The sequence below is a fragment of the Mucilaginibacter sp. CAU 1740 genome (assembly GCF_039839285.1).
In the GTDB taxonomy this organism is placed as follows: Bacteria; Bacteroidota; Bacteroidia; order Sphingobacteriales; family Sphingobacteriaceae; genus Mucilaginibacter.
Window position 1 is genome coordinate 491,188 of record NZ_JBDOQS010000003.1, and the last position, 25,258, is coordinate 516,445.

The following is a 25,258-nucleotide window of genomic DNA, read 5'->3' on the forward strand; positions in this document are numbered from 1 at the left end:
AATGATTACCAACAGCTTCCTCATATTTTAGCCCCCTCCATTTGCATGGCTGCAGCTTTATGAATGGCAGCCCTAACCCGTTGGTAGGTTCCGCAACGGCAAATATTGCCCGACATGGCATCGTCAATATCCTGATCGGTAGGGTTTGGATTTTCGCGCAACAACACCGCTGCCGACATTAACTGGCCCGACTGACAGTAGCCGCATTGCGGCACGTTCAATTCGTTCCAGGCCTTTTGTAAAGGGTGGTTATTATGAAGCGAAAGCCCTTCGATAGTGACAACCTGTTGCCCCGCGGCACGGCTTAGCTTAGTTACGCACGAGCGTACAGCCTCGCCATTTAAATGCACGGTGCAAGCCCCGCATTGCGCGGCCCCACAGCCAAATTTGGTGCCGGTGAGGCCAATAATATCGCGGATTGCCCAAAGCAGAGGCATATTGGGGTCGGCATCAATATCATGGCGTTGCCCGTTAACGGTGATGTTGATCATAAAGCGTTGGATTAGTTAAGTAAATCTAATTAAAAAGTTTATCAAACCGTAAATCGTCCAATATCATTTTAATTACAAAACCAGCCGCCTTTGGTTTTATATGAGGTTTAAGAATGCTCGATGGTGCTGATGATACCGCTGATGCCCTTTTTTAAAACCATGCTATTGGTAGCTGGGTCGATATCCTTGTGGTAGCGGTTTAACGCAACCAAACCGTGAACAAAAGAAATACATATGAGGTAGTTGCACCGGAAAGCTTCGTCGGTAAGAGGTTTACTCTTGTTCAGATCCTGAATGGCGGTTTTAAACAAGCCTATAAAGGTGGCCAGGGCGGGGAAAGCTTTGGTTACATCGTCGATGCCAGTGCCTACGGTGTACATTAACTGGTAAAGCTGGTCTTCATCGGTCGCAAATTGAAGGTAGGCCATCAGCATAGCTTCCATCCTTTCGCGTGGGTCTGTAATGCCTGAGAGGTGTTGCTGCACACAATCGATCAGGAGCACGAATCCTTTTTTTGATAGTTCGATAAGTACAGCTTCCTTATTCAAAAAATAGGAATAAATGATAGGCGCGCTGTAATCAATACTATCGGCAATTTTGCGGAGACTTAACGATTGGCAGCCTTCATTTTTAATAATATCCATCGCGGCATCCAGAATATGTTGGTGCACTTCCGCTTTCAGGCGCTCAACCCTTTCTTTACTACCCATTACGCTTTATTTTTGGTGAGGTAATTATAAACATTATTTACACGCTTAACAAAGCAAAGAATAGTAAATTACAAGCATGAAAGATCAGCCAACACTGCAATTGTACTACCTCAGCAAGCCCGAGCCGTACCAAAGTTGCATACTGGCGTTGAAAGATCTGATACTAAACTTCAATGCGGAGATTTGTCACGAACGCAAATTTCAAATCCCGTTTTTCACTTATAAAGGCAAAAAATTAGGCTATATCTGGCTTAACCGCAAAAAGCTTTTGTTAGGCTTTTGCCTGGATAAAAGTTTAATTGAGGTACCAGAAGGAGTTAAACCCAAAGACCAATATGAATCTATGTTAATAGACCCCAATGCCGATCTGCCTATAGAACTCATCATTGAAAAACTTGAATATTATCTCGAACTTATTGACAGAGGATGATTACCTAATTATCAGGGTGTAACCAATTCTACTTTTGCGCTAAAATCTTCCCGGTTCAACTTTCCTCTCCGCATCTGGCTGATGTATTTTATTACGCTTAGGCGGTCAAGTTCCTGTTGATATTGGCTGCGGTTGTTTTCTATACTGGTTTGATCCTGTAGTTTTAGGCGAATAGATGCACGGGAGATCTCTCCTTCCAGCTCATCGAGCGGGCAGGTTTGAAATTTTTCGAAGGTTTGGCGTGAAAATGCTATGCGTGTCATTTGTTATTTAATGATAACACTTGTATGCAAACTGGCTTTTAACCTAAAATGAATAAATTGTTATGAAGTGGAGGTGGTTTTAGCTAAGGAAGTCAACGACGATATCGTCCACATAGACCTACCTCACTCCCGTAACCCAAAGCCTATTTTAAGTGTATTTTCTACACAATAAAACTCAATTCAAAATAACACCAACATAACAAACAGATAAAGAACTACTTACATTTGCTTTATTATTTGTAATCAATCTAAATAAAGATAACTTTGCGGCAACAAAAAACCCGGTGATCGGTCGGCAAACTTCACACCGGGTTGAATTGACAAAATCTGTTTCACGATCTCATCAAAAACAAAGCTATGGATTCTAATCTACGCATTAGTAAAGCAACGCGCGACGCGTTGACAAATTTTTTTTCGCTGCTATCCCTGTTAATAGCACTATTTATGATCACCCCGGCCTCTGCTCAACAAATGGGCACCATTAGGGGTACAGTAAAAACATCCGATGGTAAACCCGCCGAAGCTGTAAGCATCAGCCTAAAAGGAACATCTAAAGGTGCAATGGTAAACGAAAAAGGCACTTATCAAATCAACCATGTTGCTCCCGGCACATATACACTAACAGCCCAGCTTATAGGCCTGGTATCTCAAAGCCAAACCGTTGAGGTAAAAGCAAACGTAACAGAGATTATTGACTTTATCTTATCAGAAAACAACCAGAAACTGCAGGAGGTTATTGTTAGCGGCAACAAACCCAATAAGTTTGGTAATAAAGAAAGTGCTTACGTAGCGCGTATGCCACTTAAAAACCTCGAAAACCCACAAGCTTACAGCGTAATATCAAGCGAACTGATCAAAGAGCAGGTAATAACGAGCTTTAATGATGCCTTGAAAAACGCGCCGGGCGTTGATAAACTATGGACCTCGACTGGTCGTGGTGGTGATGGCGCAGGTTATTTTTCTTTAAGAGGATTTGCTGTACAGCCAACCATGGTTAACGGCTTACCTGGCTTAACTAACGGTGGCCTTGATGTTGCAAACATAGAGCGCATTGAGGTTTTACGTGGTCCATCGGGTACTTTATTCGGTAGCAGCCTGATCTCGTACGGTGGTGTGATCAACGTGGTAACCAAAAAACCTTTTGATACTTTTAAAGGTGAGGTTAACTACACAGCCGGAAGCTTTGGTCTGAACAGGATCACAGCTGACGTGAATACGCCTTTAGATGAAGATAAAAAATTACTATTACGCGTTAACGCAGCCTATCACGATGAAAACAGCTTTCAGGATGCGGGCTTTAAAAAGGTAAGGTTCTTCGCGCCATCATTATCTTACAAGGTTGATGACAAGCTATCATTTTTGGTGAATGCCGAGTTTTTAAGTTCGGAAGGTACCAACCCGGCTATGCTATTTTTTGACCGCAGCACATCCCTGCGCGCCAAAAATCTGGCCGAATTAGGTTACGATCCTAAAAAATCATACACCAGTAACGCCCTTACTATCAAAAACCCAACAACAACGTTACAGGGACAAATGAACTACAGGTTTAACGACCAGTGGACCTCGCAAACTGTATTATCGCGCAGTACCGCGAAATCGTTAGGATATTACTCATACCTGTACGAGGTTTCGCAATACCTGCCCGGCTATCCTAATATATCTTCAACTTTTGGCCGTTACATTAGCGATCAAAACGCCGTTACCAATACAACCGATATTCAGCAAAACTTTAATGGCGATATCAAAACCGGTAGCATCCGTCACCGCATTTTGGTTGGCTTAGATTATTTTAGCCGTGTTGCCATTGACAATGGCACCGGTTATGCAAGCATCGGCATGGTTAATATGGCAGGCGATGATACCGGTAATTTATCACGCCAGTATGTTGATTCGGCATTGGTAAGTGCTAAGGGAAGCCCAAGCAATACGCAACAACAGGTGTACAGTGCCTATGCATCAGATGTGATCAATTTTACATCAACGCTTTCGGCTATGTTGAGCTTAAGGGTTGACCACTTTAAAAATGGCGGCCTTTCAACTGCATCTTCAGATAAATATTCTCAAACTGCATTATCGCCAAAATTTGGTTTGGTTTACCAACCTATTGCCGATAAACTTTCGGTATTTGCCAACTATATGAACGGCTTCAGCAACGTTGCCCCGGTTAGGACGCAAGAAGGTCAAACTATCGTTTTTAAACCAGAACATGCTAACCAGGTGGAAGCCGGTGCTAAAATGAATTTTTGGGATAGCAAATTAACTGCTACCGTAAGCTATTACGATATCAAGGTATCGGATAAAGTAAGGCAATTAGGCCCTAACGAATATCTTCAGGATGGCCAAAATTCGAGCAAAGGTTTTGAGGCTGATATAGCTGCCAACCCGGTATCTGGTCTGAATATTATTGCAGGTTACAGTCACAACACCAGCAAAGTAGTAAAAACCGCCGATCCTGATTACTTAGGCCGTCGCCCAGAAGAGGCTGGTCCGCAGGATATGGCTAACGCCTGGATCAGCTATCGTTTTGATCAAGGTGCTATAAAAGGTTTTGGTTTAGGCTTTGGCGGTAACTACGCCAGCGAAAACAAGATCCTGAACAGGCAAACTACAGGCGTATTTACGCTGCCTGCTTATACTGTACTTAATGCTTCGGTATTTTACAATGTAAAATCATGGAACTTATCATTAAAGATGGATAACCTAACCAATAAAGAATATTACAAAGGCTGGTCTACTTTAGAGGCACAACGCCCAAGGGCTTTTATAGCGAGCCTGGCGCTTAAGTTTTAATCATAATTATATCAACACAAAAGGCTGTTTCCTTGCGGGAGGCAGCCTTTTGTGTTTAATTTGAAAAAGAAAGAGGAGGCACCTACGGAGCCAAAACCCATCTTTGCGTTTTGCTATAAACATGGTACTCCTACGGAGTTTTAATGGCGGATATTTTTAACTCCGTAGGAGTACCATGTTTATAGCTTGATAACATAAGCCTTTCGGCTCCGTAGGTGCCTCCTTTCAAGGCGATTCATCGGGTTTAAGGATTTAACATCTTTTTAGTAATTCCAAACAAAAAAGCCCATCAGCAAAACAGCCGATGAGCTTTAAAAAAAATCAGCCGGGTGCTCTACAACCCGGCCGGTTTAATAGGGGTATTATTTCACTTTCAAATCCTTACCGGCAATATCTTCCCAACGATAGTAATGGAAAGTTTTATCGGTACTCATCACCACAAACAAGCCGTGTTTAAAAGTATCGTTAAGCGGCACATTCACCACGTCCGATCCATCGCTTTCGCGGGCAGCTACGTTAGCTACTTTTACCAGCTTATGCTCAAACGGTTTTTGCTTAGTGCCCTCGCGGCTGAAGATCTGGAAACGATTAGCACCCTGATCTGATACCAGGATATAGCCTGTGCTATCAGTCAGTTTGTAAATAGAGATGCCTTCATGATCGGCAGCGAAACCTGTTGTACCGAACATCGATAATTGCTTATCGCCTTTTTCAGGATCGGCATAGTATTGGCGTACGCCAACCTGCTCGTCAGAGTAATAGATATAACCTAACTCATTATCAACCGCTATTGATTCGATCTCCTTTTTGCCGCTGTACTCACCAAACTTGCGTACCAAGGTTGCTTTTACATTACCTGTACCATCATCGCCCAGTAAATACTGCCAGATGTAACCGCCGGTTTTAGGGCCATTTTTACGACCTACAATGGCGTACATTTTACCGTCTTTTGCTGTATAGATCGAGATGCCCATCAAATCGCGGTATTCATAACCGTTTTCGCCAACAAACATATCAATGCCGCCTTTATCAACCGGTTTCATATCCGGTAAGGAATAAATGCGCAGCTTGTGGGTGATGCGCTCGGTGGTTATGGCTATGTCGGTTGGTTTGCCATTCAGCATTAAACCATAAGCCAAGTCAACGTTGTTTGGGCGTTTTAAACCGCGCACTACTTTATCTTCGATGATCTTGCCTTGCAAATCGAACACATATAAAGCACCATCAGCATCCTTATCGGTACCTATGATCAGGCTTTTTGCCGGATCTGTTTTGTTTACCCAGATAGCAGGATCATCAGTATCATACTTAACCGCCTGGGTTATCACAACCGGTTTAATATCAGTTGTATCGGTAGCAGGTTTGCAAGATGTTAGCGACATTAACGCCAGGGGCGCTAAACTAAAAATATTACCTATCCCCATCGTTTACAATTTAGTTCCGTAAGCGCCAATGTATGTTGCAGGATCGGGCGACGTATAAGTTAAACCATTGCTAAATGTTATACCGGCCTTATGTTGGCGGGTAAAATCGGTTGTACCTTTACCTAACACGGTAGAATTACCTTGCAAATGGAAATCCCATGCGGTGTTATAATCAGGACTGGTAACCGGGTTATCTAACGGAAAGTTCACAAACTTAGGATCGTTTTGACCGGCAGTAGTTCCCCTTACATCGTGCGTGCCACCAGTTACAACGTCATTGCTACCCACCTGAAATTGATTAACCGTGGTTTGATCATAACCATAGTACCAGTTATAATCATTTTTAGAACGGGCATCTTCCACTTTTTTCGGATCGCGTTTGATGCCGAAACGAGTGTTTGCAAACAGGTTGTTGTACAAATCGGCATGCACGGTAGCCTCTAACCATACCGAGCCACCTTTTGCAGTTGGTCTTCTCCAGCCCGTGTTAACCATGGTATTATTGTAAGCGATGATATAGGCCTGTGGGTTACGGTCGCCGCTGTTTGATAGTTTAAGCGCGTTGGTATTGCAGCTGTAAACAAAGTTATAAGCTACATCAGCCAAACAGCCCGATTTAAAGTTCATGGCCTCGCCACCTGTTACACCTGTGGTATAAAACACGTTGTTTGAAAAGATGATCTTACCACCTTCAATGTAAGTACAATCTTCCTGAAAGTTGCGAATAATACTATTAGTTACAACCAGTTTACCGTTTACGTTGGAAAACCAAAGTGCCGGCAGGTTTTCACCCGCAACCGCTTTGTATAAACCCATTTTTACTGATGTTGATGCATCAGAAGTGGTATTACCGCCATACTCTAAAATGGTATGATCAAGAAGTAATTCGGCACAGGTAGGCCCGGCAAGGATTCCGCCCCAAAGTTTACCAAATTTATTATCGGCAGTACGATAAGCATCGCTAACGGTAAACTTCACAGGATTATCGGCTGTACCTAATGAGTATAAATTACCTTTAACTACAATTTCGGGCTTGGCGGTTGCATCCATTAAAACGGTAACACCTTCTTCGATAGTAAGGGTTTTACCTTCGGGGATGATGATATCTCCTTTAATTTCATGTACGCTACCTTTTGCCCATACACCCGAAACCTCGCCAATTGCCGAACCATTTTGCGGGGTTGTATCAACGTCTTTATTAGCCTTTTCGCAGCTTGTAAAAGCCAGCGATGCCACCGTTAGCACGGCTATAATCTGTTTAAATTTCATCTCGAAAATTTTAATATTTTATTGATTAATTGAATTTGTATCTAACACCTATCAGGTAACTCTGTCCGAATAAATCGTTACGGATAAGCGTATGCCCGTCTGATACGATGTTATCGCCTAACTTATCATTTGCCGGATTAGTACCTTTTATGTAAACCTTAGCTGGTGTATTAAGCAGGTTGTTTGCCTTTATAAATACGCTTATGCCTCCTTTAAAACGTTTCTCGGCCGATACATCCATCTGCACAAAGCCTTGCTGCCATTGATCGTTATTTACAAACTGTGATACAGCTACTATACGCGGACCGGTATATGCCGCAGCAACCTGAGCGTCCCAGCCTCTTTTAGTATCCTTATACAGGAATGATAGGTTGGCTATTTGTTCTGACTGACCGTAAAGCTGCCTTGTTTGGTTAACACTTATGGTTCTTATATCGCCGGTGGTAGCATCAATCTCGCGTTTGTTTTTAGGAGTGGTAATGCGCGAGTGGGTATAGGTATAGTTGGCTTTGATACCTATCTTGTTAAAGAATTTTATATAATCAAGCTCCAGTCCGTAGTTTTTAGCATTACCAAAATTACCCGGTATAAAATAAACGTTTGAGTGTGTGGTACCATCAGTCTGGAAAATAAACTCAATGGGGTCTTTTATTTTTTTATAAAACGCACCTACCAGTAATTGCTCAGATGCACCCGGAAAAAGTTCGTAACGTAGGTCGTAGTTATCAGCTAAAGCCCTTTTTAAATCAGGGTTACCTTTTTCATCATAATCCTCACCCGGTGCACCGCCTGGAATAAGTTCATAAAAACCAGGACGGTTAATGGCCTTATAATACGAAGCGTGTAATTGTGATTTATCCGTTAAGTGATACTTTGCTGTTAAGCTTGGCAAAACATCAGTATAAACTTGATTACCAGAGGGTCTTGATTCGCCTTGGGCAAATAACATGTGATATCCCTGGTTGGTATGCTCAATACGTGCACCGCCGATAAACTCCCAGGTATTTGATTTGTAGGTGAACATACCGTAACCTGCCGATGTTTTTTCTGATGCATCGTAAGTAAGCGGATTAGCAACGCCACCGGTAGGATTGGTAACAACCAATTGCAGATCGGAATAATTTTGAAAATCTTTACCGTATAACAAACCGGCATTTGCTGCTGATGGCGACAAAGTATAATTGTTGTAAAAACTGCTTCTTTGCTTATCGCGATATAAACCACCAAAACTTATATCAAGTTTTTTGTCGCCCCTGAATATGTTATAGGTAAGATCTAAATATCCTGCTTTATCATTATCAGTGTTACGCTCCCAGCGCATTTCAACAGGCGATGTATTTACCAGCGAGGTGCGGGTTTGCTGAAAATTTTGTTGCAAACCGTTTAACTCAATATTGGTATTTTGAGGCACATCGTTTTGCGCAGTAGAATAAACAGCCGACCACTGTACCTTAAATTTATCATTGAAAAACTTATGATCGCCATGCAGGGTACTGTTGTATATCTTCTGCTCGGTTAAGCGGCTGCGGGTGTTGTAAACCAATTCGGCATTACCGTTGGCCGGATCATAAACACCATTATAAGTTGTACTTACGGCATCGCGAATTTCCTGGCTTTTTAAATCAACATATACATTATATAAGCTGATCTTATTGTTTTTATCAAACGCGTAATCTACTTTACCATGCAAACCTAAACGGGTTTGTTGTGTAGAATATTCACGGTAGCTTTTGTTGGTAATAATACTATACTCATCAGTACCGGTTACGCTTGGGTTGTATATAGTACTGTTACTACCGCGATATGTATTTTGATAGCTCCCGGCAACAATAACTCCCAATTTATTATCCAAAAAACGTTGCCCGATAGATAAACTGCCGATAACATTAGGTGCCGGTTTTTTTGTGGTGTAATTAAACACGCCTTTGCTAAAATCGGCCTGAGTGGCATTATAATCACGGCCATGAAGTTCGTAAGGTGATTTATGGTTTATGCCCGATGCATCATAGCTGGTAAATTTACGGTCGAAAAACAACTGGCTGTAACCAGTAGCGATGTTAGCGTTGATCTGCAAACGCTCAGGTGCGTTTTTCATTACCATATTTACAGCTCCGCCTACGGCGTCGCCCTCTAAATTAGGAGTAAGAGTTTTGTAAACTTCAAGCCTGTCTAACATATCAGCAGGGAAAAGATCGAGTGGTACGTAACGGTATTTGTTATCCGGACTTGGAATTTTAACGCCGTTTACCAATGTGTAATTGTAGCGTTTATCCATACCGCGCAAAATAGCATACTGACCATCGCCATTGCTGTTACGCTCGATAGATACGCCCGATACACGCTGCATTACGTTTGCCACAGTTAAATCCGGAGATACCTCGATAGCTTTGCCCGATACAATGTTCATTACCTGCGCCGCGTTTTGCTCAATGCGGCGAGCCATCCTATCAGTTGATCCTCCGGCTGACGCCCTTACGGTAACCTCGGTAAGATCTTTAGAGGCCGGCTCCATGTAAATTTTAACATGCGGAGCATCCTTTTCAACAGTTATTTGTTGTATAACTGTTTTGTAGGTAATGTAAGTTACTTTGATGGTGGCCGGGCCATTAGGCGCATCTTTAATTTCGAACGAGCCATCCAGGCCTGTAGTGGTGGCCTTGTTGGTTTTCTCTAAAACAACGGTTGCGCCAACAAGGGCCTCGCCCGTTTGCTTGTCATAAACATGACCTTTAATTTTGGCTGCACTGGCTACCGTAGCACAAAATAGCAGCGGTAACAGAATTTGTAAAAGTTTATTCATCACTTAGGGATTGTGTCCGTTTTTGGTTGACGGTGCAAAGTTGTGTAACATCCAAACAGCAATGAAACTTAGGCTGTTACATTAAGGCAACACCGTTACAAACACCGTATATCAAAAGGAAACAATAAATAACAAACAATTGAATATCAAATATTTAAACCAATTAAAAACCTCCGTTATCGTTTCGTTACCGTTACATTAACAAATTGTTAAGCTGTGTTTTTAGTCAAAATCCGGCCAAAAAACTGTGCTCATGTAACGCTATTATAAAGCCTGAATGAAGGCTGTAAGGTTATCTCCCTGCGGAATATTAAGCTTTTTACGCAATCTGTAACGCGAAACACGCAGGCTATCGGGCGAAATGCCAAGTAATGTGGCTATATCATTAGAGTTTAGGTTGATACGCATCAGCGCGATGAGCCGCATATCGGCCGAGGTAAGCTCGTTGCTATACTTACGGATATTATCAAAAAATTGCTGGTGCACCTGCTCAAAGGCGGTAGTAAATTCCTTCCAATATTGTTCGTGATTGAAGCTGTCGTTTATTTGCGAGATGAGCTGTTGCATCTGCTTTTTCTGGTCGCGCTTATCATCTTTAACCATGGTGTGCAGGGTGGTGCGCAAATGCTCCAAAAACTGGTTATTTTTGATCAGGTTTAAAGTATGGTTTGAAAGTTCCCGGCTTTTTATTTCGAGTTGCTGTTTCAGATTTTCTTCCTCCAGCTGCTGATTTTTCAACTGCATCTGCACCAGCTCGTGCTCGGCCTCCTTTTGTCGGGCCAGTGTTTGCTGCTCTTTAATTTTAAATCGCTGCCTGCTAAAGATCACCAGACTCAAAATAATGATGAGCACTGTTACAATCACCCCGGCAATAGCCATCACCTGGTTTAATTTACGTACGTTGTTAAGGCGGTTGATCTCGTCGCTCTTTTTGTTCATATCATAAAGCACCTGTAAAAAAGCGGTTTGGTTAACACCGTCCTTCGAGTAAACTTCTAACGAATATTTGCGGCTTAACTCGGCATAATGATAGGCGCTATCCATCTGGTTCATCAGCTCATACACTTTTCCAAGGTCTTTACTGCAAGATGCCAACTGATAAATATTCCCCGTTTGCCGCGCCAGTTCCATAGCCCGACGGGATTGGACTATGCTTTCTTTATACTTCCCCGTTTTTCGCAGAATATCACCAAGGTTATTGATCACTTCTATCGAACCGATCTCGTTATGGTCTTCCTTGTATAATTGCAATGAGCGATTAAAACATACATAGGCGGAATCGTACTTAGCCAGATCTTCATATACACTGCCCAGGTTTTCGTAAATTTTTGCAGCGCCTTGCTTATAGTTTGCCTGATTATAACTTTTGAGGGCGAGGTTTTGGTAATAGAATGAACTATCGTACTGGTGACTTTTTTCGTACAGGTGACCGATGTTACCGAAAATGGCCGCCTGCCCCTTCAAATTATTATTCTTTTTGTAGATGGCCAGCGCCTTGTTGTACATCTGCCGAGATTTGCCTACTTGTTTGTTGTAGTAGTACAAAACACCCATTTCGCCCATGTTGGCTGCGAGTAAATTGGGGTTATTGATCTTGCTGAAAACCTTATCGGCATGCAGATAAAACTCCAGAGCCTGTGCGTAGTGGCCCTGGTTAAAGCAGATCTCTCCCATTTGCTGCAGGCACATGCCTTCAGCTACACCGTCGCTTTTGTCTACGGCGCGGGCGTAGATCTTTTTCAGGATGATCAGTGCCGAGTCGGGGTGTTTTTGGCTGAAGGAATGAATGGAGAGCAACCGATCGTCCTCGGCATGGGCATTTAAACCTGATAATATGAAACTAAAAACTGCGATGAGGAAACAGAAGCGCTTAAACATTTGCTAATCAGCTGATTTTATGAGAGAATAATCAACAAATGACGCGCTTTAATATTAATTTAATGTTAAGGATAACATTACAGGGCTTTCTATTAACAATATCACCTGTCCACTGTCATTTCGACGAACGACGCGGGGCAAAGTAATGGCGTGAGGAGAAATCTTGTACACCTTGCAAGGCCGCTATGCAGATAAGACTTACGAAGTTTTAAAAACTTCGTAAGTCTGGACTTTGCGGTTCTTTAGTTAGGTTTTTAAAGTCTTCTGCTTATTCCTAAGCATGATCATCGCTTTGTCAGCCCTTACCTTGCGTGTTTCTTCCTGTTTAGCAGATCCTACCCAATCGCAGTAGCCTTGTTTGTATGATTTTGAGAGGCCTTCAAAAAACTCATTCGCTTCGGCATCCTGATCCAATAAAACCTGTAACTCTGCAGGCGTGCCTTCAATATGTTCTCCTTTTTTAAGCATATATGTTTTGCCTTTTATAACTATCTGATTTTATCAAATGTAATACATCAATGCGGCATTAAAAATTTGAGTTGATCATGTCTAATGGATCATCAACCTGTAATTTTTAAAGCTATGCTAAAATATATAGCATAGCGATAATATATTTGCCGTTAACCGGTACAACATCTGTCATGACAAAACAAACACCAGCCATCATACAATCATCCAACCTTAATTTTCTTGAACAACTAAGAGAAAATAACGAACGCAACTGGTTCAACACTAACAAGCCCATTTATTTAAAAGAGCTTGCCAACATTGAACTATTTGCCACCGAGTTGCTAAAGCTGATGAACGTACATGATGTTATCGAAACCCCATCGGGCAAAAAAAGCCTGCACCGCATTTACCGCGACACCCGTTTCAGCCTCGATAAAACACCGTTTAAAACCAACTGGAGCGGCGGCTTTAAACGTGCCGGTAAAAACCGCCGTGGCGGTTACTATTTTCACATAGAACCGGGCAATAGCTTTGTTGGCGGTGGCTTCTGGGGCCCCAACACCGATGACCTGAAACGAATAAGGGAAGAAATTGCCTACGATGCCACACGTTTGAGGGAAATCCTGAACAGTGATCTGTTCATAAGTAATTTTGGGCAATTAGAAGGAGAGCAACTTAAAACCACACCAAAAGGCTTTGACGCCGATAATGAAGCTATCGATCTACTTCGCTATAAACAGTTTTTGCTCAGAAGGCGTTTTACCGATGAAGAGGTATTGGCTGATGACTTTTTATATAAAATGAACGAAGGCTTCAAAGCCATGCGGCCGTTTTTTGATTATATGAGCGAAGTGTTGAGCACCGATATCAACGGCATAGAGATCATTTAAAAGTCAGCGCAGGCATCAATTATAACTTTTAAGTAAAAACGTACCGGCGATTGTATTTTTTACAACATACCCGCCTATTCATTGCTTAACTTCGCAGCATTATCGGCCGGGGCGTCGATGAGATCTGATCTATCTACACCCTTGTAAAGGCCGTTACGGACTATAACAATTAGTGCGATGTTAAAAGAAAAAAATCAAAAAATTGCCACCCTGCTGGCATTTTCCCTCATACCGTTATCGGGCTTTGCCACAGATATATACATACCCTCGCTACCCAGCATGGGGCTAAGTATGCACGCCAGTAGTTTGCAGGTGCAGATGACACTTACCTTCTTCCTCATTAGCTACGGTATTTCACAGCTTTTTATTGGTAGCATATTGGATAGTTTTGGCCGTTACCGCTTTAGCCTGGTGGCTTTGCTGGTGTTTGCGGCAGCCAGTTTTGTTATCGCTTTAACACATAATATTTATTTGGTGTACCTTATGCGTATCATCCATGGTATTACTGTGGCGCTTATTGTGGTATCAAAAAGGGCGTTTTTTGTGGATGTTTATAAGGATAAACAGTTAAAACATTATTTAAGTCTATTCACCATTATCTGGTCTGCAGGGCCTATTGTAGCACCATTTTTGGGTGGATATTTGGAAAGCGCCTTAGGTTGGGAGTATAATTTTTACTTTTTGGGAGGCCTGGCATTGGTGATCGCTGTGCTTGAACTCATCTTCAGCGGCGAAACATTAAAGAAACCTGCCGAATTTCATATCAAAAAAATTACTGCCGTTTACGGCACCATGATCCGATCAACCGATTTTACTCTTGGATTACTGATGCTGTGTTTCGCTTATTCGATGGTGATGGTTTATAACATGACCGGGCCATTCATTATTGAGCACCAACTCCACCTCACCCCTGTTATTGCAGGCTACTGTTCGCTGATATTAGGCTTGGCCTGGATGGTGGGCGGCTTTATCGGCAAAGCCACTATCGAGCGCCCGTTCTTCAAAAAAATGGCCACAAATATTACGCTGCAACTGCTCTTAGTAACCATCATGATCATCAGCCTGAAATTTATAACCGGCTTGTACGCTATGGTAACCTTCGCATTTTTGATCCATGTTTGTGCGGGTTATACCTATAACAACTATTTCACTTACAGCATGAGCCGCTTCCCTAAAAACGCTGGCATTGCGGGCGGTTTAACAGGTGGTGGCGTATATGTTTTGCTGTCGTTTTTAACTTATGGTATTGTGTACTTCATACCTGCACATGATGAGCGGAACCTTAGCTATAGCTATATGATATTGATCGTACTGTCGGCCATTGGTATGTACTTTATCCATCGCCTAAATAAAAAACAGGAAGCGAAAGTATCATCATTGGCTGCAGTGGCTTAAGCACTCGCTAAACTTAAAACTTTGTATAAACAGGCTTAGCTTCGGGATAGCTTTTAGCAGGATATGGAGTTATGCTAAGCTTATTAAAAAAATCGGTAGTTTTTTGAATGTTGGATTTATCGTTCACCGAGAAATACCAGAACTGCTCCCAATCTCCATCACTCATGCTCATCTGCGTAAAGCCCTGCGATTTATGTTCGGCAATTTCCCAGTTGGCAATCACTTTATAATTTAAGCGGTTTTTATAGCTGAATGATGCTGTGCGGTCAATTTTAAACAAAGCCGTATCTGTTATAGTTTGCGTTTCGGGATATCCTTTGTAGTATGAAAACCGGCTCACCGCATCTGTTTTATTAGCCGTGCCCGCTCCTAAAATTACGGGGCGGTTTTGAGCTGGCAATTCTTTCACCGCGTCTATCGCTAATATTGCGGCCGCTTTATGGCCTCCATGGGTATCATCAGTTGGCAATAAGGTAAAAACGTAATCGTAGTGGTTTGCAGTTAGTACCTGGTTCAAGCGTTTCTTGACTGTCGGAACATTCCAGCTGGTATCCAGCGGTTCTTTTTCATCAAGCGTAAAATGGGCATCCAGCTGATCTTCAAAATAATATTTATTAACCCCAAGTATCTTACCTGCATTAGTCAGTTCCTTTTTACGGATGCGGGGCAAGTTTGCACGGCCAACAGGTTCCTCAGTAAGCTTAACACCATAGTAATCTTCGGCAAGGGTTGAGTATTTGTAGCCGGCTTCGCCGTTGGTGATCACAAACATATCAACAATGCCATACTGCTCTTTGGCTATTTTGTATAGCGTTACCGAAAAAGTACTTTCATCATCGGGATGGGCTATTACCACCAGGGCACGGGGTGCTGGTGCGGTTGTTTGCGCACTGATCGTGTTAACATCCAGACCAATTATCGTCAGCAATAATAAGATGAGCTTTTTCATTTTAATAATTAAAGAGCTTTCTAATAACATGTCATTGCGAGGTACGAAGCAATCGCACGGAAGCAAAGCCGCCCTGTATAGCATGCGATTGCTTCGTACCTCGCAATGACGTGGCGTATAAGTTTCGTTAATCCTAAACAGCTTTAAGCTTTCTGCCTTCCGCTTTTAGCTGCAATAAGAGGCGTGAGGACGGATTCGAACCGTCGTAAAAGGTTTTGCAGACCCCCACCTAACCACTCGGCCACTCCGCCTTATTAGGCGGCTACGGTTTAAAACATAGCCGCCGTTTTATTTTAGTTTACATCAAACCAAAGCTTGGTTGTAAGCAGATCTGCACCCTGACTGGCAACTGCTGCACTGTAACTTGTTTTGTTTAATGATTGCTCCGATCCTGGATATATAAACCTTACCGGTATTTTACCGCTTAAAGTACCGGCTACCGCAGGCTGTAATACCGGATAATCAAGCCTGCGCCATTCTGTCCAGCCTTCAAGTCCCTGACCAAATAAGGCTAACCATTTTTGATTGCCAATTGATTTTTTATAGTTAGAGGCATCATATTTCACCGAATTTTGAGCTAAGTAGGTTGTGATATCCGCACTGCTTACGCTATATTGGGTAAGGGCTGCTGTAACCGCTTGCTGGTATAGTGCACCTGCGTCTTCGGCAGTGAAACCACGGGCTGCTACTTCTGCCCTGTCAAACAAACTTTCGGCGTAGCTTAATATTACTGCCGGGGCACTCGGTGCCCTGAAATAGGTGCCGGGTTTTGAGGTTTTGGTAAACCCGTAGTTACTGGCATCGCCCACTAACAATCCGTTTGGTAAACCAACGTAGGTTTGTGGGGTAGCATCCTGCGTTTTTGCCGCATATATCGGCAGGCGTGGATCATTCAGCGCAAACAACTGGTCGACAATTGTTTTGCTGATACGGTAATCGTCCCTGGTATCAAACAAATTGCTTACCGGGTTTTGGTTAGGCGAACTTAGATAAACGAATTGCGCTGTTTCGGCATTCGTGCTGATGTATGAGCCGCCCTCAGCTTTAATATCATCCAATACCTGTTTCGCTTTGGACGGTTCTCTATCGGCAATGCGTAAAGCTATCCTAAGCCTTAAAGAGTTGGCAAACTTTTTCCACGAGGCGATGCTGTTGCTATATATTAAATCGCCTGCAATGGCTTTACCCGATGGATCGAGCGCTGCCTGGGCTGCTTTCAAATCATCTAACAAAGCAAAATAAACATCCTTTTGGCTATCATAAGCCGGGGTAAGGTATTGATCAATATTGGTTGCTTGTTTGTAAGGCACATTACCGTACGAATCAGCAAGCAAACTAAACACCCACGAGCGCAGCACTAAGGCAACTCCTTTATAATTAGGATTACTCTGGCTATCGGCAAGCTTAATGATCTGGTTAAAATTCACGATCCCCTTTGAATAACCTGTAGACCACAGATCTTCAAACGAACTGTTGGTAAAAATATAGCGGTCGGGGTCGGTATATTGAATTTTAGACCAATACTGCACAAAAAGCAGGCTGGCATCCATGTTATTAGCTACGCCCCAATACGTATCTGAACTGGCTTTAGTGGCAGCAGTAAGCAAATAATCGGGCTGTGCCACTTCCGATCCGTTAGGGTTAATATTGGTACGGGCGAGTTCTTTTTTGCACGATGTTATTGATAGTAAAACAGCACCGGATAATATGGTTATATATTTAAGTTTCATGATGATTAAAATTTAAGGTTTACGTTAAAACCAATGTTACGTACGGTTGGCAAGGTTAAATCTTCCAAACCCTGACCGTTGCCGGCGTTAAAGGCTGTTTCAGGATCGATATTTGGTGCGTTTTTATGGATGATCCACAGGTTACGACCAACTACCGAAAATGTAGCACCCTGGAAACCTATTTTATTGATCCATTTTGCAGGCAGGCTATAGCCTAATTTCACCTCACGCAGTTTGATGTATGAAGCATCGTAAACAAAAGCCTCATCAACATTGGTAAACCCTTTATAGTATGATTGTGCAGACAGGATAGTGTTATTTGCCGAACCATCAGCTTTTACACCTTTAAATATCATACCATCATGATAAACGGTTTCGCCACCTGGTGCAGCTCCACTTACCTGTACAGCAGCAGCTGCTGTATTATTGCCTGGATAGTAATAGCTTAAACCTCCGTTAGCAGTACCACGGCCTGGCAATGTTGAGGCCAATACACCTGTGTAAGTACCGGTACGGTTGGTGTTTGAATAGATCGATCCGCCAAAGCGCGCGTCAACCAAAAAGCTCAGGTTAATGCCTTTATAGGTAAAGCTGTTGTTGATACTTCCCAACCAATTTGGCGTGTATTTGCCAAGGTATTGTTTGGTTGGATTGATAACCGGTGTACCGTTGGCACCAATAACTATCTGTCCCTGGGCATCGCGTTGATAAGCGTTACCATACAAGGTACCATATGGCTGGCCAAGTGCTGCCAATACCTGCACGGTACGGTCGCTACCTAACACAATGCTTTGAAGGCGGCCTTCAGCGTCGAGCGCGGCCACTTTACTGCGGTTTAACGAGTAGTTTGTGGTAACTTCCCAGGTAAACCCTTTTGATTTAATTGGGGTGATACCCAGCTGCACCTCTAAACCTTTATTGTTAATACGGCCACCGTTGATGATTTTCTGACTAAAGCCTGTTGCCGAACTAACCTGTACCGGAATGATCTGGTTAACACTATTGGTGTTGTACGCACTTACATCTAAGTGCACCCTATCCTGGAAAAAGCCCAATTCAAAGCCAGCCTCGCCCGAGGTTGTGCTCTCTGGCTTTAATTTGTTATTGGCATCGATAGCAGGTAAACTTTGTTGCGGATTAGCACCTAAAAGGGTACCTAATGCGAATATGTTTCTTAACTGATAAGGATCAGTAGCTTTACCCACTTTCGACCAGCCGCCTCTTACCTTAGCATAGGTAAGTACGTCGCTTTTAATATCCAAAGCTTCTGATAATACCAAACTACCGTTTACCGATGGATAGAAGTACGACATGTTTTCGATTGGCAATGATGACGACCAATCATTACGTGCTGTTACGTTAATAAAGGCATAGTTCCTGAACCCAAGCTGTGCCGATCCAAACACACTGTTGGTTTTCAGTTTGTAGTAGTAGTTTGTTGATACCAGCGGATCGCGCGAGTTGCTCATGTTGTATAAACCGGCAATGGCAAGTTTAGGTGCTACCTGGTCATTTTGCTCGAATGTTTTTACCGAGATATTACCACCCACAAAAGCATCCAGCGAAAAATCATTGCTTAGCTTTTTAGTGTACTGTAACCTGCCTTCGGTGTTGTTTTCATTTACACTATAAGCATCTTCTTCGTACGAGCCGAAAGGTGTACCATTAGTACCATAAGCTACTTTTATTTTACGGCGGTCATTATAATAATCGGTACCGGTGCGGAAGTTTGCCGATAAACCGTCAATAATTTTATAATTCAACTCAACATTACCGATCAGGTGGTTTTTATGCTGACCAACTGTATTTTCATAAGCCAACCAGTACGGGTTGCTATAGTAGCTGTTGTTCCAGTTAAAGGTATTGCCATTGGCATCTTTATAATTTTTTAATTGGCTGATATCAACCTGGCGGCCAAACCAGGTAAATTGCAACATGGTACTGGTAGCACGCTTGCCGTAAGTACCCGGCAGGTTATCGGCATCATCTTTAATATAATTGGCAGATGTGTTTACTGTTAATTTAGGGCTTAACCTGTAGCTTGCATTAAACGCAAATGAGTTACGACCTTGCGATGTATTAGGCACGATACCTGTTTGGTGCAGGTTATTGTACGATACCCGGAAATCGCTTTTTTCATTACTACCTGCTAATGCGATACCGTTATTTAATGTAACACCGGTATTAAAAAAATCTTTTACGTTGTTAGGGTGTGCCACAAACGGAACAGCCACACCGTTAGAGTTAAATTGCGGGATCAAAGCACCATCAAGCGCCGGGCCCCAGCTTTCGTCAACACCGTCGTTTACGCCGCCGCCTTTGCCATCTACGTAACTAAATTTGCCATTCGAACCCTGTCCATATTGGTTTTGGTATTCGGGCAAGATCTGTACGCTCGAAAAACTGGTGTTTGAGTTAACAGTTACGCCAAGTCCTTTTACGCCTTTACCCGTTTTGGTACGGATCAGCACCACACCTGCAGCTGCACGTGAGCCATATAAAGCAGCCGCGTTGGGGCCTTTTAATACGCTTATCGATTCAATATCTTCTGAGTTGAGATCAGAAAGGGCATTGCCGAAATCCCTCGAACCACCAGAACCTAAAAGCTGGCTGTTATCAACAATAACACCATCAACCACAAATAATGGCTGATTATCTTTCGAGATAGAAGTTTCACCGCGGATAACGATACGCGATGACCCCATATCGCCCTGGCTGTTGGTTACCTGTACACCTGCAATTTTACCGGCAAGAGCATTAACAAAATTGCTTTCTTTAGCCTCAGAAATATCTTTTGCTTTTAACCCCTGAACCGAATAGCCCAGTGATTTTTTATCCTTAGAGATGTTAAGGGCCGTAACCACAACTTCGTTAAGTGAGTTGGCTTGTTCAACCAATACCACATTGAGTGAGGTAGTGTTGCCGGTTACCGGGATCTCCTGCGTGGTAAAACCGATATAGGCTATCCTAAGTACATCGTTAACATTGGCGGTAACCGTAAATTTACCGTTCACATCTGTTTGGCTACCGGTATTTTTTCCTTTAACTGATACACTTACGCCGGGCAGGGGTAAGCCATCGGCTTTGGCGGTTACCAGGCCGCTTATTTTAACAGATTGCGCCGCAACCGTTTGGATGAGAATAAATGGCAATAAAACTGCCAGTAATACTTTGTAAATTTTTAACATGATCAAATAATTGTGATTGATTTTTAATGTCGATACAGCTTAAACAAAGCATAGCAGTAGCTGAAACAGGTGTGTAAAGTCCTGCCGAAAAGCTTAAAACTGTAAAGAATTGATTGATTGTTGAGGTAGATAACATGCCCTTAAGCCGCTAATGGCCTAAGCGTTTATCACCTGCTGTTTAGGATCAACAGCAACAACGCATGCTTTGCATACTTAAAAAGGAGGTTGTGCAGGCAAACTGCAATGATGAATTTGAGGCAGGAACCAGGCCGCTTTGTGCTACGGGGGTAATGGTTTTGTTCATGACGATAGTATAAATATAAATGCGATAGATAGTGTTGCTTTTGTAAATGGCGACCAGCCAAGCCGGTCACCATAGTGTTTATAGTTTTAGTTTAGTGATGCGGTTTTATTGTTCACCAAAGCATCAACAGCTTTAAGCATTGATGCAAATTCCTGCTTATCATACAAGCGGGTGAGGTACACTATTTTGCCATCCCTATCAATTACCACGTTGCGGGTTACGCCGCTTTTTTTGTTGGCAAAGCGGCCAAAAATATCAGCACCGGGATCAAGTGCCAGCGGATAGCTGATGTTCATTTGCTGATGGAAACCTTTTACTTTTTCCAGCGGCTCATCGCGGTCAACGCCTATCAGCACCAAGCCTTTATCTTTATAAGCCTGCCATATGTCGCTTTCCAGGTGTGGCATTTCTTCGCGGCATACACTGCACCAGCTTGCGATAAATTGTAGTATCACCACTTTGCCACGCAGTTGTTTCAGCGATGTTTTCGTGCCATCGGTTAAAGCCAGTTCAAAATCAGCAGGGGCGGTATCGCCAACTTTTACAATATATCCCCTATCCACATCGGCAGGATTGGCAGCTGTTTTTGTTTGGGCCGATGCAAACGCGGTAGTAACAACCAGCGAGAAAGTAAAAAGTAGATGTTTAATATTCATCGTTGTACGTATTAACCTCAATACTTAATTATCAGGAAAAACGGAGAATAAAAGGAGAAGATGCACGGTATGTAAATCATGCGCTATTTACTTTTATTATCTTCACTGCCATAAAACCGGCAGACAGGAATTAGCACCTTTATAACAATGGGCTTACAGGTTGCTAAGACATCACAGGGCCTTTCCCTCAGTCTTTCTTGATAATTAAAATATTAAAGAACCATTTGATGGTGCAAATATATATAAATAAACTACTAATCACATAGATATTATAGAATTAATTATATTTTTCTTTCAAATGACATTTAAATTACCTGCCGGGCTATTGCGGATTTAATTATTAAAACGTTACAAGGCTTGCATTACGCCGGTTATTTATCTATTTTACAGCGCATTAACCAACAATTAAACCCTACCTACCTTATGCAGGCAACAAGCATTGATGAAGTGATAACCGCTTTGCAAACTATTATTGATGATAGCAAGAAAAGTAACAACCGCCTCGGTTACTTCGCGGTTTTGTACTATAAAGTGACCGCCAGCGTACGCGACGGCATTCGGAACGGCCAGTTTCAGGATGGCCCACGGATGGAAAAGCTGGATGTTATTTTTGCCAACCGCTATCTCGAAGCCTACACTTTGTGGCAACAGGGTGCCGAACCATCGGCCTGTTGGAAATTCGCGTTTGAAACAGCCAAGCGCTCCTCACCTTTAATTTTACAGCATTTGTTATTGGGGATGAATGCCCATATCAACCTTGATCTTGGGGTAGCGGCAGTTGAAGTATCGGGAGATAAACCGATGCAGGATCTGCATAATGATTTTAATATGATCAATACCATCATATCCTCACTAACCTACCAGGTGCTGAGCGAAATTGACCGATCATCCCCCCTGCTCTCTTTACTTGGCCTGCACGCGGGTAACAGCAATTCGGTACTCATCCAATTTAGCATCGATAATGCCCGTGATGGTGCCTGGTGTTTTGCCGAAGAACTATACGCCAAAACAATAACCGACAGACCAACCGAGATCAAAGCCCGCGACCAGAATGTTTTGGCCATAGGTAAAAGCCTCATTAACCAAACCGGCTTTTTAAGGTTTACAGTTTGGCTCATCCATCTTTTTGAATGGAAAAATCCGGCAAAAGTGATTGAATTGCTACAGGAAGATCAGAAGAAATATTTTAGTGTGGATGATAAAATGGTGGTGAAAGCGGGGTAAAGTAACGCCACAATCGGAGATTTTTTTTTAATTCCCTCCTTGGGAGGGGCGCGATGGAGAAGTGTAGTTGCAGGGAGGGGTTTGTACGTTATGCTAAGCGAATATGCATAGAGGCGAAACCCCTCCCTACACCCTCCCAAGGGAGGGAATCGCACAAGCCCTCGCTTTTTTCTTGCTAAACAAGGGTAAAAATCTACTTCACCGCCTCATCAAAATTGATAAAAACATCATCGTTATCATCATCATAAACACCGCCGGCGATAATACTTTGCCCGGTTATCCCCGGATTATTACCACTTCCCAGCGGCCATGCCCCTTTAGAGTTGGTTACCCCAAAGCCAGCGAAGGCCGCGGCCTGCAAAGCAAAATCGGTACAGTTATTTTTTGATAGATGATATTCCAACCCCTCGTAACGCTGGGTTAGTTTCAGGATGCGTTTAAACTTCCGTTCGGAAATGAACTTACCCATAACCTCGTCCCAGTGATGTTCCGAGTCATTTTTGAAACCTCCGGTAGTTTCAGGCTCCCAAGGAGTGGCCGAAAAGATATTGTCCTTAATAGGATAAAACCCAAACGACACCGAAACCGAGGTTGAATCGGTATTATATTTTATAAGCGTGATAAAAGTATGCCCGGTATTAGCCCGCACAAATACGGTTGGCTTGCCTGGTTTTGGCTGTTTAACGTGAAATAGCAAAGCATAAGCGGCAGCTTTTTTACCATCGTTAAATGTATTGAGGATGCGATTGTAAGTGATAGACTTGCTTTTCTTTTCCTTCTTCTCTTTGATCTGAACCGGATTATTTACAAATACTGAATCATCGGCGGCATTAATGGTGAGGGCATTGCCGTTAAACCTAAACGCGGTATCCGCCACCACCGAATCCGACTTGCTTTGCCCCTTCTGCTTGTAGCCCATCGTTTTAAAAAAACACTTCATAGCCAGGGGATACATGCGTAATTTGGCAAACACGCTGGCCAGTTTGTAGTAACCTCGCGCTTTTGCCTGATTATATGCAAGCTCGTTGCTGTTGTTATCGCTCAGATCTTTTAAATAGCCTAACAGTTTTTCGCGACCGGCACGGGTATCCAGCTGACTTTCGATATTGCTTTCAAAGCTTGTTATACTTTCAGTGCTTAACTTATTATCAGCTTTAGGGCTGGCAATGGCAGCCATGTAATTATCATCGATAATATTATGCAGCAGTGTATCGGGCAGTTTATTCTTAAATCTTAACGATGCCGAGAGCTGAGCCGAGGCCGTAGAAGTAAAAAGAACAAAACTGATAACTGTAAAAGCAGTAAAAAAATACTTTATGTTAAAGGTTTTCATGGCAATTTTTTAAACGGTTATTATTGTACGATAGTGCTTAACGACTAATTGTTAATCAGCATCGGCAACAACAACACCCTGGCGGGCTACAGCTTAAAATATGAAAACGGAGCATAATGTTTTGCTATATCACTACAAACGTAAAAACATTTTAAATAGTCTACAAGTTTAGTAGATTATTTTTATTTAAACTTGCAATTCATCAACAATTGCGATACGGATGGATGGATACGCTTTAATAACCGGTGCAGGCAAAGGCATTGGCCGGGAAATGGCTTTACAACTTGCACAAAAAGGGTATAATTTACTGCTGGTTTCACGCTCACAAGGCGACTTGCAAAGCCTGGCTACCCAGCTTATTGCCGACTATAAAATTAATGTTGAGTATCTCTCTGTCGATCTTTCCGTAAATGCTGCTGCTTTAACCGTACTTAACTGGGTTAACACAATCGCCGTTCCGGTATCTATATTGATCAATAACGCAGGCCATGGCCTTTGGGGCGATTTTGAAGCCCTGCCTCTTGACGGCCAAACCAACATGATGCAGGTGAACATGAATGCCCTTGTTGAACTTTCGCATTTGTTTATCCCCTTACTAAAACAGCAAAAACAGGCAAATATCCTTAATATAGCAAGCACCGCTGCTTACCAGGCTGTACCGGTGTTGGCAGTATATTCGGCAACTAAGGCATTTGTATTATCATTCAGCAGGGCGTTGAGGTATGAGCTAAAAGACACCGCGATAGCAGTAAGCTGCCTTAGCCCCGGCCCTACCGATACCGGTTTTGCCAAACGCGCCGGAATGGAAGCCCTTGCCGAACTGGCCGAAAAATTTAATATGCAGGCTGATGATGTTGCCCGCATTGGCCTTAAAGGTATGTTCAATAAAAAAGCGGAAATAGTGCCGGGATTTTTAAACAGGCTTTCGGTATTCGGGGTGCGGCATATCCCTAAAAGCTTTAGCGAAGGCATTGCGGCCAATCTTTACAAGCATTAAAAATATTTTCAAAAATATTTGGTACGATTAACAATTTGTTTACATTTGCATTAGTCCACTAAAAAGATAGACTTAATATACATTGAA

The 25,258-nt window shown here is 42.7% G+C and carries 19 protein-coding genes, 1 tRNA gene and 1 riboswitch; of the genes, 6 read left to right on the forward strand and 14 right to left on the reverse strand.

The window, feature by feature from the left end; genetic code table 11:
• Positions 1-20: 20 nt before the first annotated feature.
• Both AAFN85_RS09675 and AAFN85_RS09680 read right to left on the reverse strand, forming a co-directional pair.
• Entirely contained in the window at positions 21-491 is a 471-nt protein-coding gene (locus AAFN85_RS09675) for a (2Fe-2S)-binding protein (RefSeq protein WP_347526967.1), read from the reverse strand.
• 107 nt (positions 492-598) lie between these two features.
• The gene (locus AAFN85_RS09680; protein ID WP_347526969.1) at positions 599-1,201 is read right to left on the reverse strand and encodes a TetR/AcrR family transcriptional regulator; all 603 of its coding nucleotides are present in this window, start codon (positions 1,199-1,201) and stop codon (positions 599-601) included.
• Between the two features lie 76 nt (positions 1,202-1,277).
• Between AAFN85_RS09680 and AAFN85_RS09685 the strand changes: the two genes are divergently transcribed.
• Positions 1,278-1,631 carry a DUF1801 domain-containing protein gene (locus AAFN85_RS09685; RefSeq protein WP_347526970.1) on the forward strand — a complete coding sequence of 118 codons (354 nt, stop codon included), beginning with the start codon at positions 1,278-1,280 and terminating at the stop codon, positions 1,629-1,631.
• Positions 1,632-1,642: 11 nt separating this feature from the next.
• Here the strand turns inward: AAFN85_RS09685 and AAFN85_RS09690 are convergent, their stop codons facing one another.
• Entirely contained in the window at positions 1,643-1,894 is a 252-nt protein-coding gene (locus AAFN85_RS09690) for a hypothetical protein (RefSeq protein WP_347526972.1), read from the reverse strand.
• A 357-nt stretch (positions 1,895-2,251) separates the two neighbouring features.
• Between AAFN85_RS09690 and AAFN85_RS09695 the strand changes: the two genes are divergently transcribed.
• Entirely contained in the window at positions 2,252-4,684 is a 2,433-nt protein-coding gene (locus AAFN85_RS09695; protein WP_347526973.1) for a TonB-dependent receptor, read from the forward strand.
• Positions 4,685-5,046: 362 nt separating this feature from the next.
• Here AAFN85_RS09695 and AAFN85_RS09700 read toward each other — a convergent pair whose 3' ends face one another.
• From AAFN85_RS09700 to AAFN85_RS09720, 5 genes are all read right to left on the reverse strand, one after another.
• A complete protein-coding gene (locus AAFN85_RS09700) occupies positions 5,047-6,066 on the reverse strand; it encodes a phytase (RefSeq protein WP_347526974.1) in 1,020 nt (339 codons plus the stop codon).
• 45 nt (positions 6,067-6,111) lie between these two features.
• Positions 6,112-7,377, reverse strand: coding sequence for a right-handed parallel beta-helix repeat-containing protein (locus AAFN85_RS09705; protein WP_347526975.1), 1,266 nt, complete (start codon positions 7,375-7,377; stop codon positions 6,112-6,114).
• A 25-nt stretch (positions 7,378-7,402) separates the two neighbouring features.
• A complete protein-coding gene (locus AAFN85_RS09710) occupies positions 7,403-10,177 on the reverse strand; it encodes a TonB-dependent receptor (RefSeq protein WP_347526976.1) in 2,775 nt (924 codons plus the stop codon).
• A gap of 264 nt (positions 10,178-10,441) precedes the next feature.
• On the reverse strand, positions 10,442-12,055 hold the full coding sequence (locus tag AAFN85_RS09715; RefSeq protein ID WP_347526978.1) for a tetratricopeptide repeat protein: 1,614 nt from the start codon (positions 12,053-12,055) through the stop codon (positions 10,442-10,444).
• Positions 12,056-12,301: 246 nt separating this feature from the next.
• A complete protein-coding gene (locus tag AAFN85_RS09720; RefSeq protein WP_347526979.1) occupies positions 12,302-12,523 on the reverse strand; it encodes a YdeI/OmpD-associated family protein in 222 nt (73 codons plus the stop codon).
• A 173-nt stretch (positions 12,524-12,696) separates the two neighbouring features.
• Here AAFN85_RS09720 and AAFN85_RS09725 point away from each other — a divergent pair, with 173 nt between their 5' ends.
• On the forward strand, positions 12,697-13,395 hold the full coding sequence (locus AAFN85_RS09725) for a DUF2461 domain-containing protein (RefSeq protein WP_347526981.1): 699 nt from the start codon (positions 12,697-12,699) through the stop codon (positions 13,393-13,395).
• A 177-nt stretch (positions 13,396-13,572) separates the two neighbouring features.
• Positions 13,573-14,790 (forward strand): MFS transporter, encoded by a 1,218-nt coding sequence (locus tag AAFN85_RS09730; protein ID WP_347526983.1) that lies wholly within the window; start codon positions 13,573-13,575, stop codon positions 14,788-14,790.
• Between the two features lie 13 nt (positions 14,791-14,803).
• On the opposite strand, the gene AAFN85_RS09735 is transcribed toward AAFN85_RS09730, so the two are convergent.
• The 5 genes from AAFN85_RS09735 to AAFN85_RS09755 form a co-directional block, all read right to left on the reverse strand.
• On the reverse strand, positions 14,804-15,739 hold the full coding sequence (locus AAFN85_RS09735) for a PIG-L family deacetylase (RefSeq protein ID WP_347526985.1): 936 nt from the start codon (positions 15,737-15,739) through the stop codon (positions 14,804-14,806).
• A gap of 179 nt (positions 15,740-15,918) precedes the next feature.
• Positions 15,919-15,990: transfer RNA gene (locus AAFN85_RS09740), tRNA-Cys, on the reverse strand.
• Positions 15,991-16,032: 42 nt separating this feature from the next.
• Positions 16,033-17,469, reverse strand: coding sequence for a SusD/RagB family nutrient-binding outer membrane lipoprotein (locus tag AAFN85_RS09745; protein WP_347526987.1), 1,437 nt, complete (start codon positions 17,467-17,469; stop codon positions 16,033-16,035).
• Between the two features lie 5 nt (positions 17,470-17,474).
• Positions 17,475-20,657 carry a SusC/RagA family TonB-linked outer membrane protein gene (locus tag AAFN85_RS09750; protein WP_347526989.1) on the reverse strand — a complete coding sequence of 1,061 codons (3,183 nt, stop codon included), beginning with the start codon at positions 20,655-20,657 and terminating at the stop codon, positions 17,475-17,477.
• 390 nt (positions 20,658-21,047) lie between these two features.
• Positions 21,048-21,617 (reverse strand): TlpA disulfide reductase family protein, encoded by a 570-nt coding sequence (locus AAFN85_RS09755; protein ID WP_347526991.1) that lies wholly within the window; start codon positions 21,615-21,617, stop codon positions 21,048-21,050.
• Between the two features lie 93 nt (positions 21,618-21,710).
• Positions 21,711-21,824, reverse strand: a riboswitch (SAM riboswitch).
• A gap of 216 nt (positions 21,825-22,040) precedes the next feature.
• Between AAFN85_RS09755 and AAFN85_RS09760 the strand changes: the two genes are divergently transcribed.
• On the forward strand, positions 22,041-22,841 hold the full coding sequence (locus AAFN85_RS09760) for a DUF5995 family protein (protein ID WP_347526992.1): 801 nt from the start codon (positions 22,041-22,043) through the stop codon (positions 22,839-22,841).
• Positions 22,842-23,034: 193 nt separating this feature from the next.
• On the opposite strand, the gene AAFN85_RS09765 is transcribed toward AAFN85_RS09760, so the two are convergent.
• Positions 23,035-24,174 (reverse strand): hypothetical protein, encoded by a 1,140-nt coding sequence (locus tag AAFN85_RS09765; protein ID WP_347526993.1) that lies wholly within the window; start codon positions 24,172-24,174, stop codon positions 23,035-23,037.
• A gap of 220 nt (positions 24,175-24,394) precedes the next feature.
• Between AAFN85_RS09765 and AAFN85_RS09770 the strand changes: the two genes are divergently transcribed.
• Complete coding sequence (locus tag AAFN85_RS09770) at positions 24,395-25,171, forward strand: SDR family oxidoreductase (protein ID WP_347526995.1); 777 nt, start codon at positions 24,395-24,397, stop codon at positions 25,169-25,171.
• The last annotated feature ends 87 nt before the right edge of the window (positions 25,172-25,258 follow it).

Bases quoted from the DNA above. Each gene is read 5' to 3' on its own strand.
- AAFN85_RS09770 (WP_347526995.1), top strand. From the start codon at position 24,395: ATGGATGGATACGCTTTAATAACCGGTGCAGGCAAAGGCATTGGCCGG.
- AAFN85_RS09730 (WP_347526983.1), top strand. From the start codon at position 13,573: ATGTTAAAAGAAAAAAATCAAAAAATTGCCACCCTGCTGGCATTTTCC.
- AAFN85_RS09705 (WP_347526975.1), bottom strand. From the start codon at position 7,377: ATGAAATTTAAACAGATTATAGCCGTGCTAACGGTGGCATCGCTGGCT.
- AAFN85_RS09700 (WP_347526974.1), bottom strand. From the start codon at position 6,066: ATGTCGCTAACATCTTGCAAACCTGCTACCGATACAACTGATATTAAA.
- AAFN85_RS09735 (WP_347526985.1), bottom strand. From the start codon at position 15,739: ATGAAAAAGCTCATCTTATTATTGCTGACGATAATTGGTCTGGATGTT.
- AAFN85_RS09695 (WP_347526973.1), top strand. From the start codon at position 2,252: ATGGATTCTAATCTACGCATTAGTAAAGCAACGCGCGACGCGTTGACA.
- AAFN85_RS09745 (WP_347526987.1), bottom strand. From the start codon at position 17,469: ATGAAACTTAAATATATAACCATATTATCCGGTGCTGTTTTACTATCA.
- AAFN85_RS09685 (WP_347526970.1), top strand. From the start codon at position 1,278: ATGAAAGATCAGCCAACACTGCAATTGTACTACCTCAGCAAGCCCGAG.
- AAFN85_RS09690 (WP_347526972.1), bottom strand. From the start codon at position 1,894: ATGACACGCATAGCATTTTCACGCCAAACCTTCGAAAAATTTCAAACC.
- AAFN85_RS09760 (WP_347526992.1), top strand. From the start codon at position 22,041: ATGCAGGCAACAAGCATTGATGAAGTGATAACCGCTTTGCAAACTATT.
- AAFN85_RS09680 (WP_347526969.1), bottom strand. From the start codon at position 1,201: ATGGGTAGTAAAGAAAGGGTTGAGCGCCTGAAAGCGGAAGTGCACCAA.
- AAFN85_RS09715 (WP_347526978.1), bottom strand. From the start codon at position 12,055: ATGTTTAAGCGCTTCTGTTTCCTCATCGCAGTTTTTAGTTTCATATTA.
- AAFN85_RS09750 (WP_347526989.1), bottom strand. From the start codon at position 20,657: ATGTTAAAAATTTACAAAGTATTACTGGCAGTTTTATTGCCATTTATT.
- AAFN85_RS09710 (WP_347526976.1), bottom strand. From the start codon at position 10,177: ATGAATAAACTTTTACAAATTCTGTTACCGCTGCTATTTTGTGCTACG.
- AAFN85_RS09720 (WP_347526979.1), bottom strand. From the start codon at position 12,523: ATGCTTAAAAAAGGAGAACATATTGAAGGCACGCCTGCAGAGTTACAG.
- AAFN85_RS09675 (WP_347526967.1), bottom strand. From the start codon at position 491: ATGATCAACATCACCGTTAACGGGCAACGCCATGATATTGATGCCGAC.
- AAFN85_RS09725 (WP_347526981.1), top strand. From the start codon at position 12,697: ATGACAAAACAAACACCAGCCATCATACAATCATCCAACCTTAATTTT.
- AAFN85_RS09755 (WP_347526991.1), bottom strand. From the start codon at position 21,617: ATGAATATTAAACATCTACTTTTTACTTTCTCGCTGGTTGTTACTACC.
- AAFN85_RS09765 (WP_347526993.1), bottom strand. From the start codon at position 24,174: ATGAAAACCTTTAACATAAAGTATTTTTTTACTGCTTTTACAGTTATC.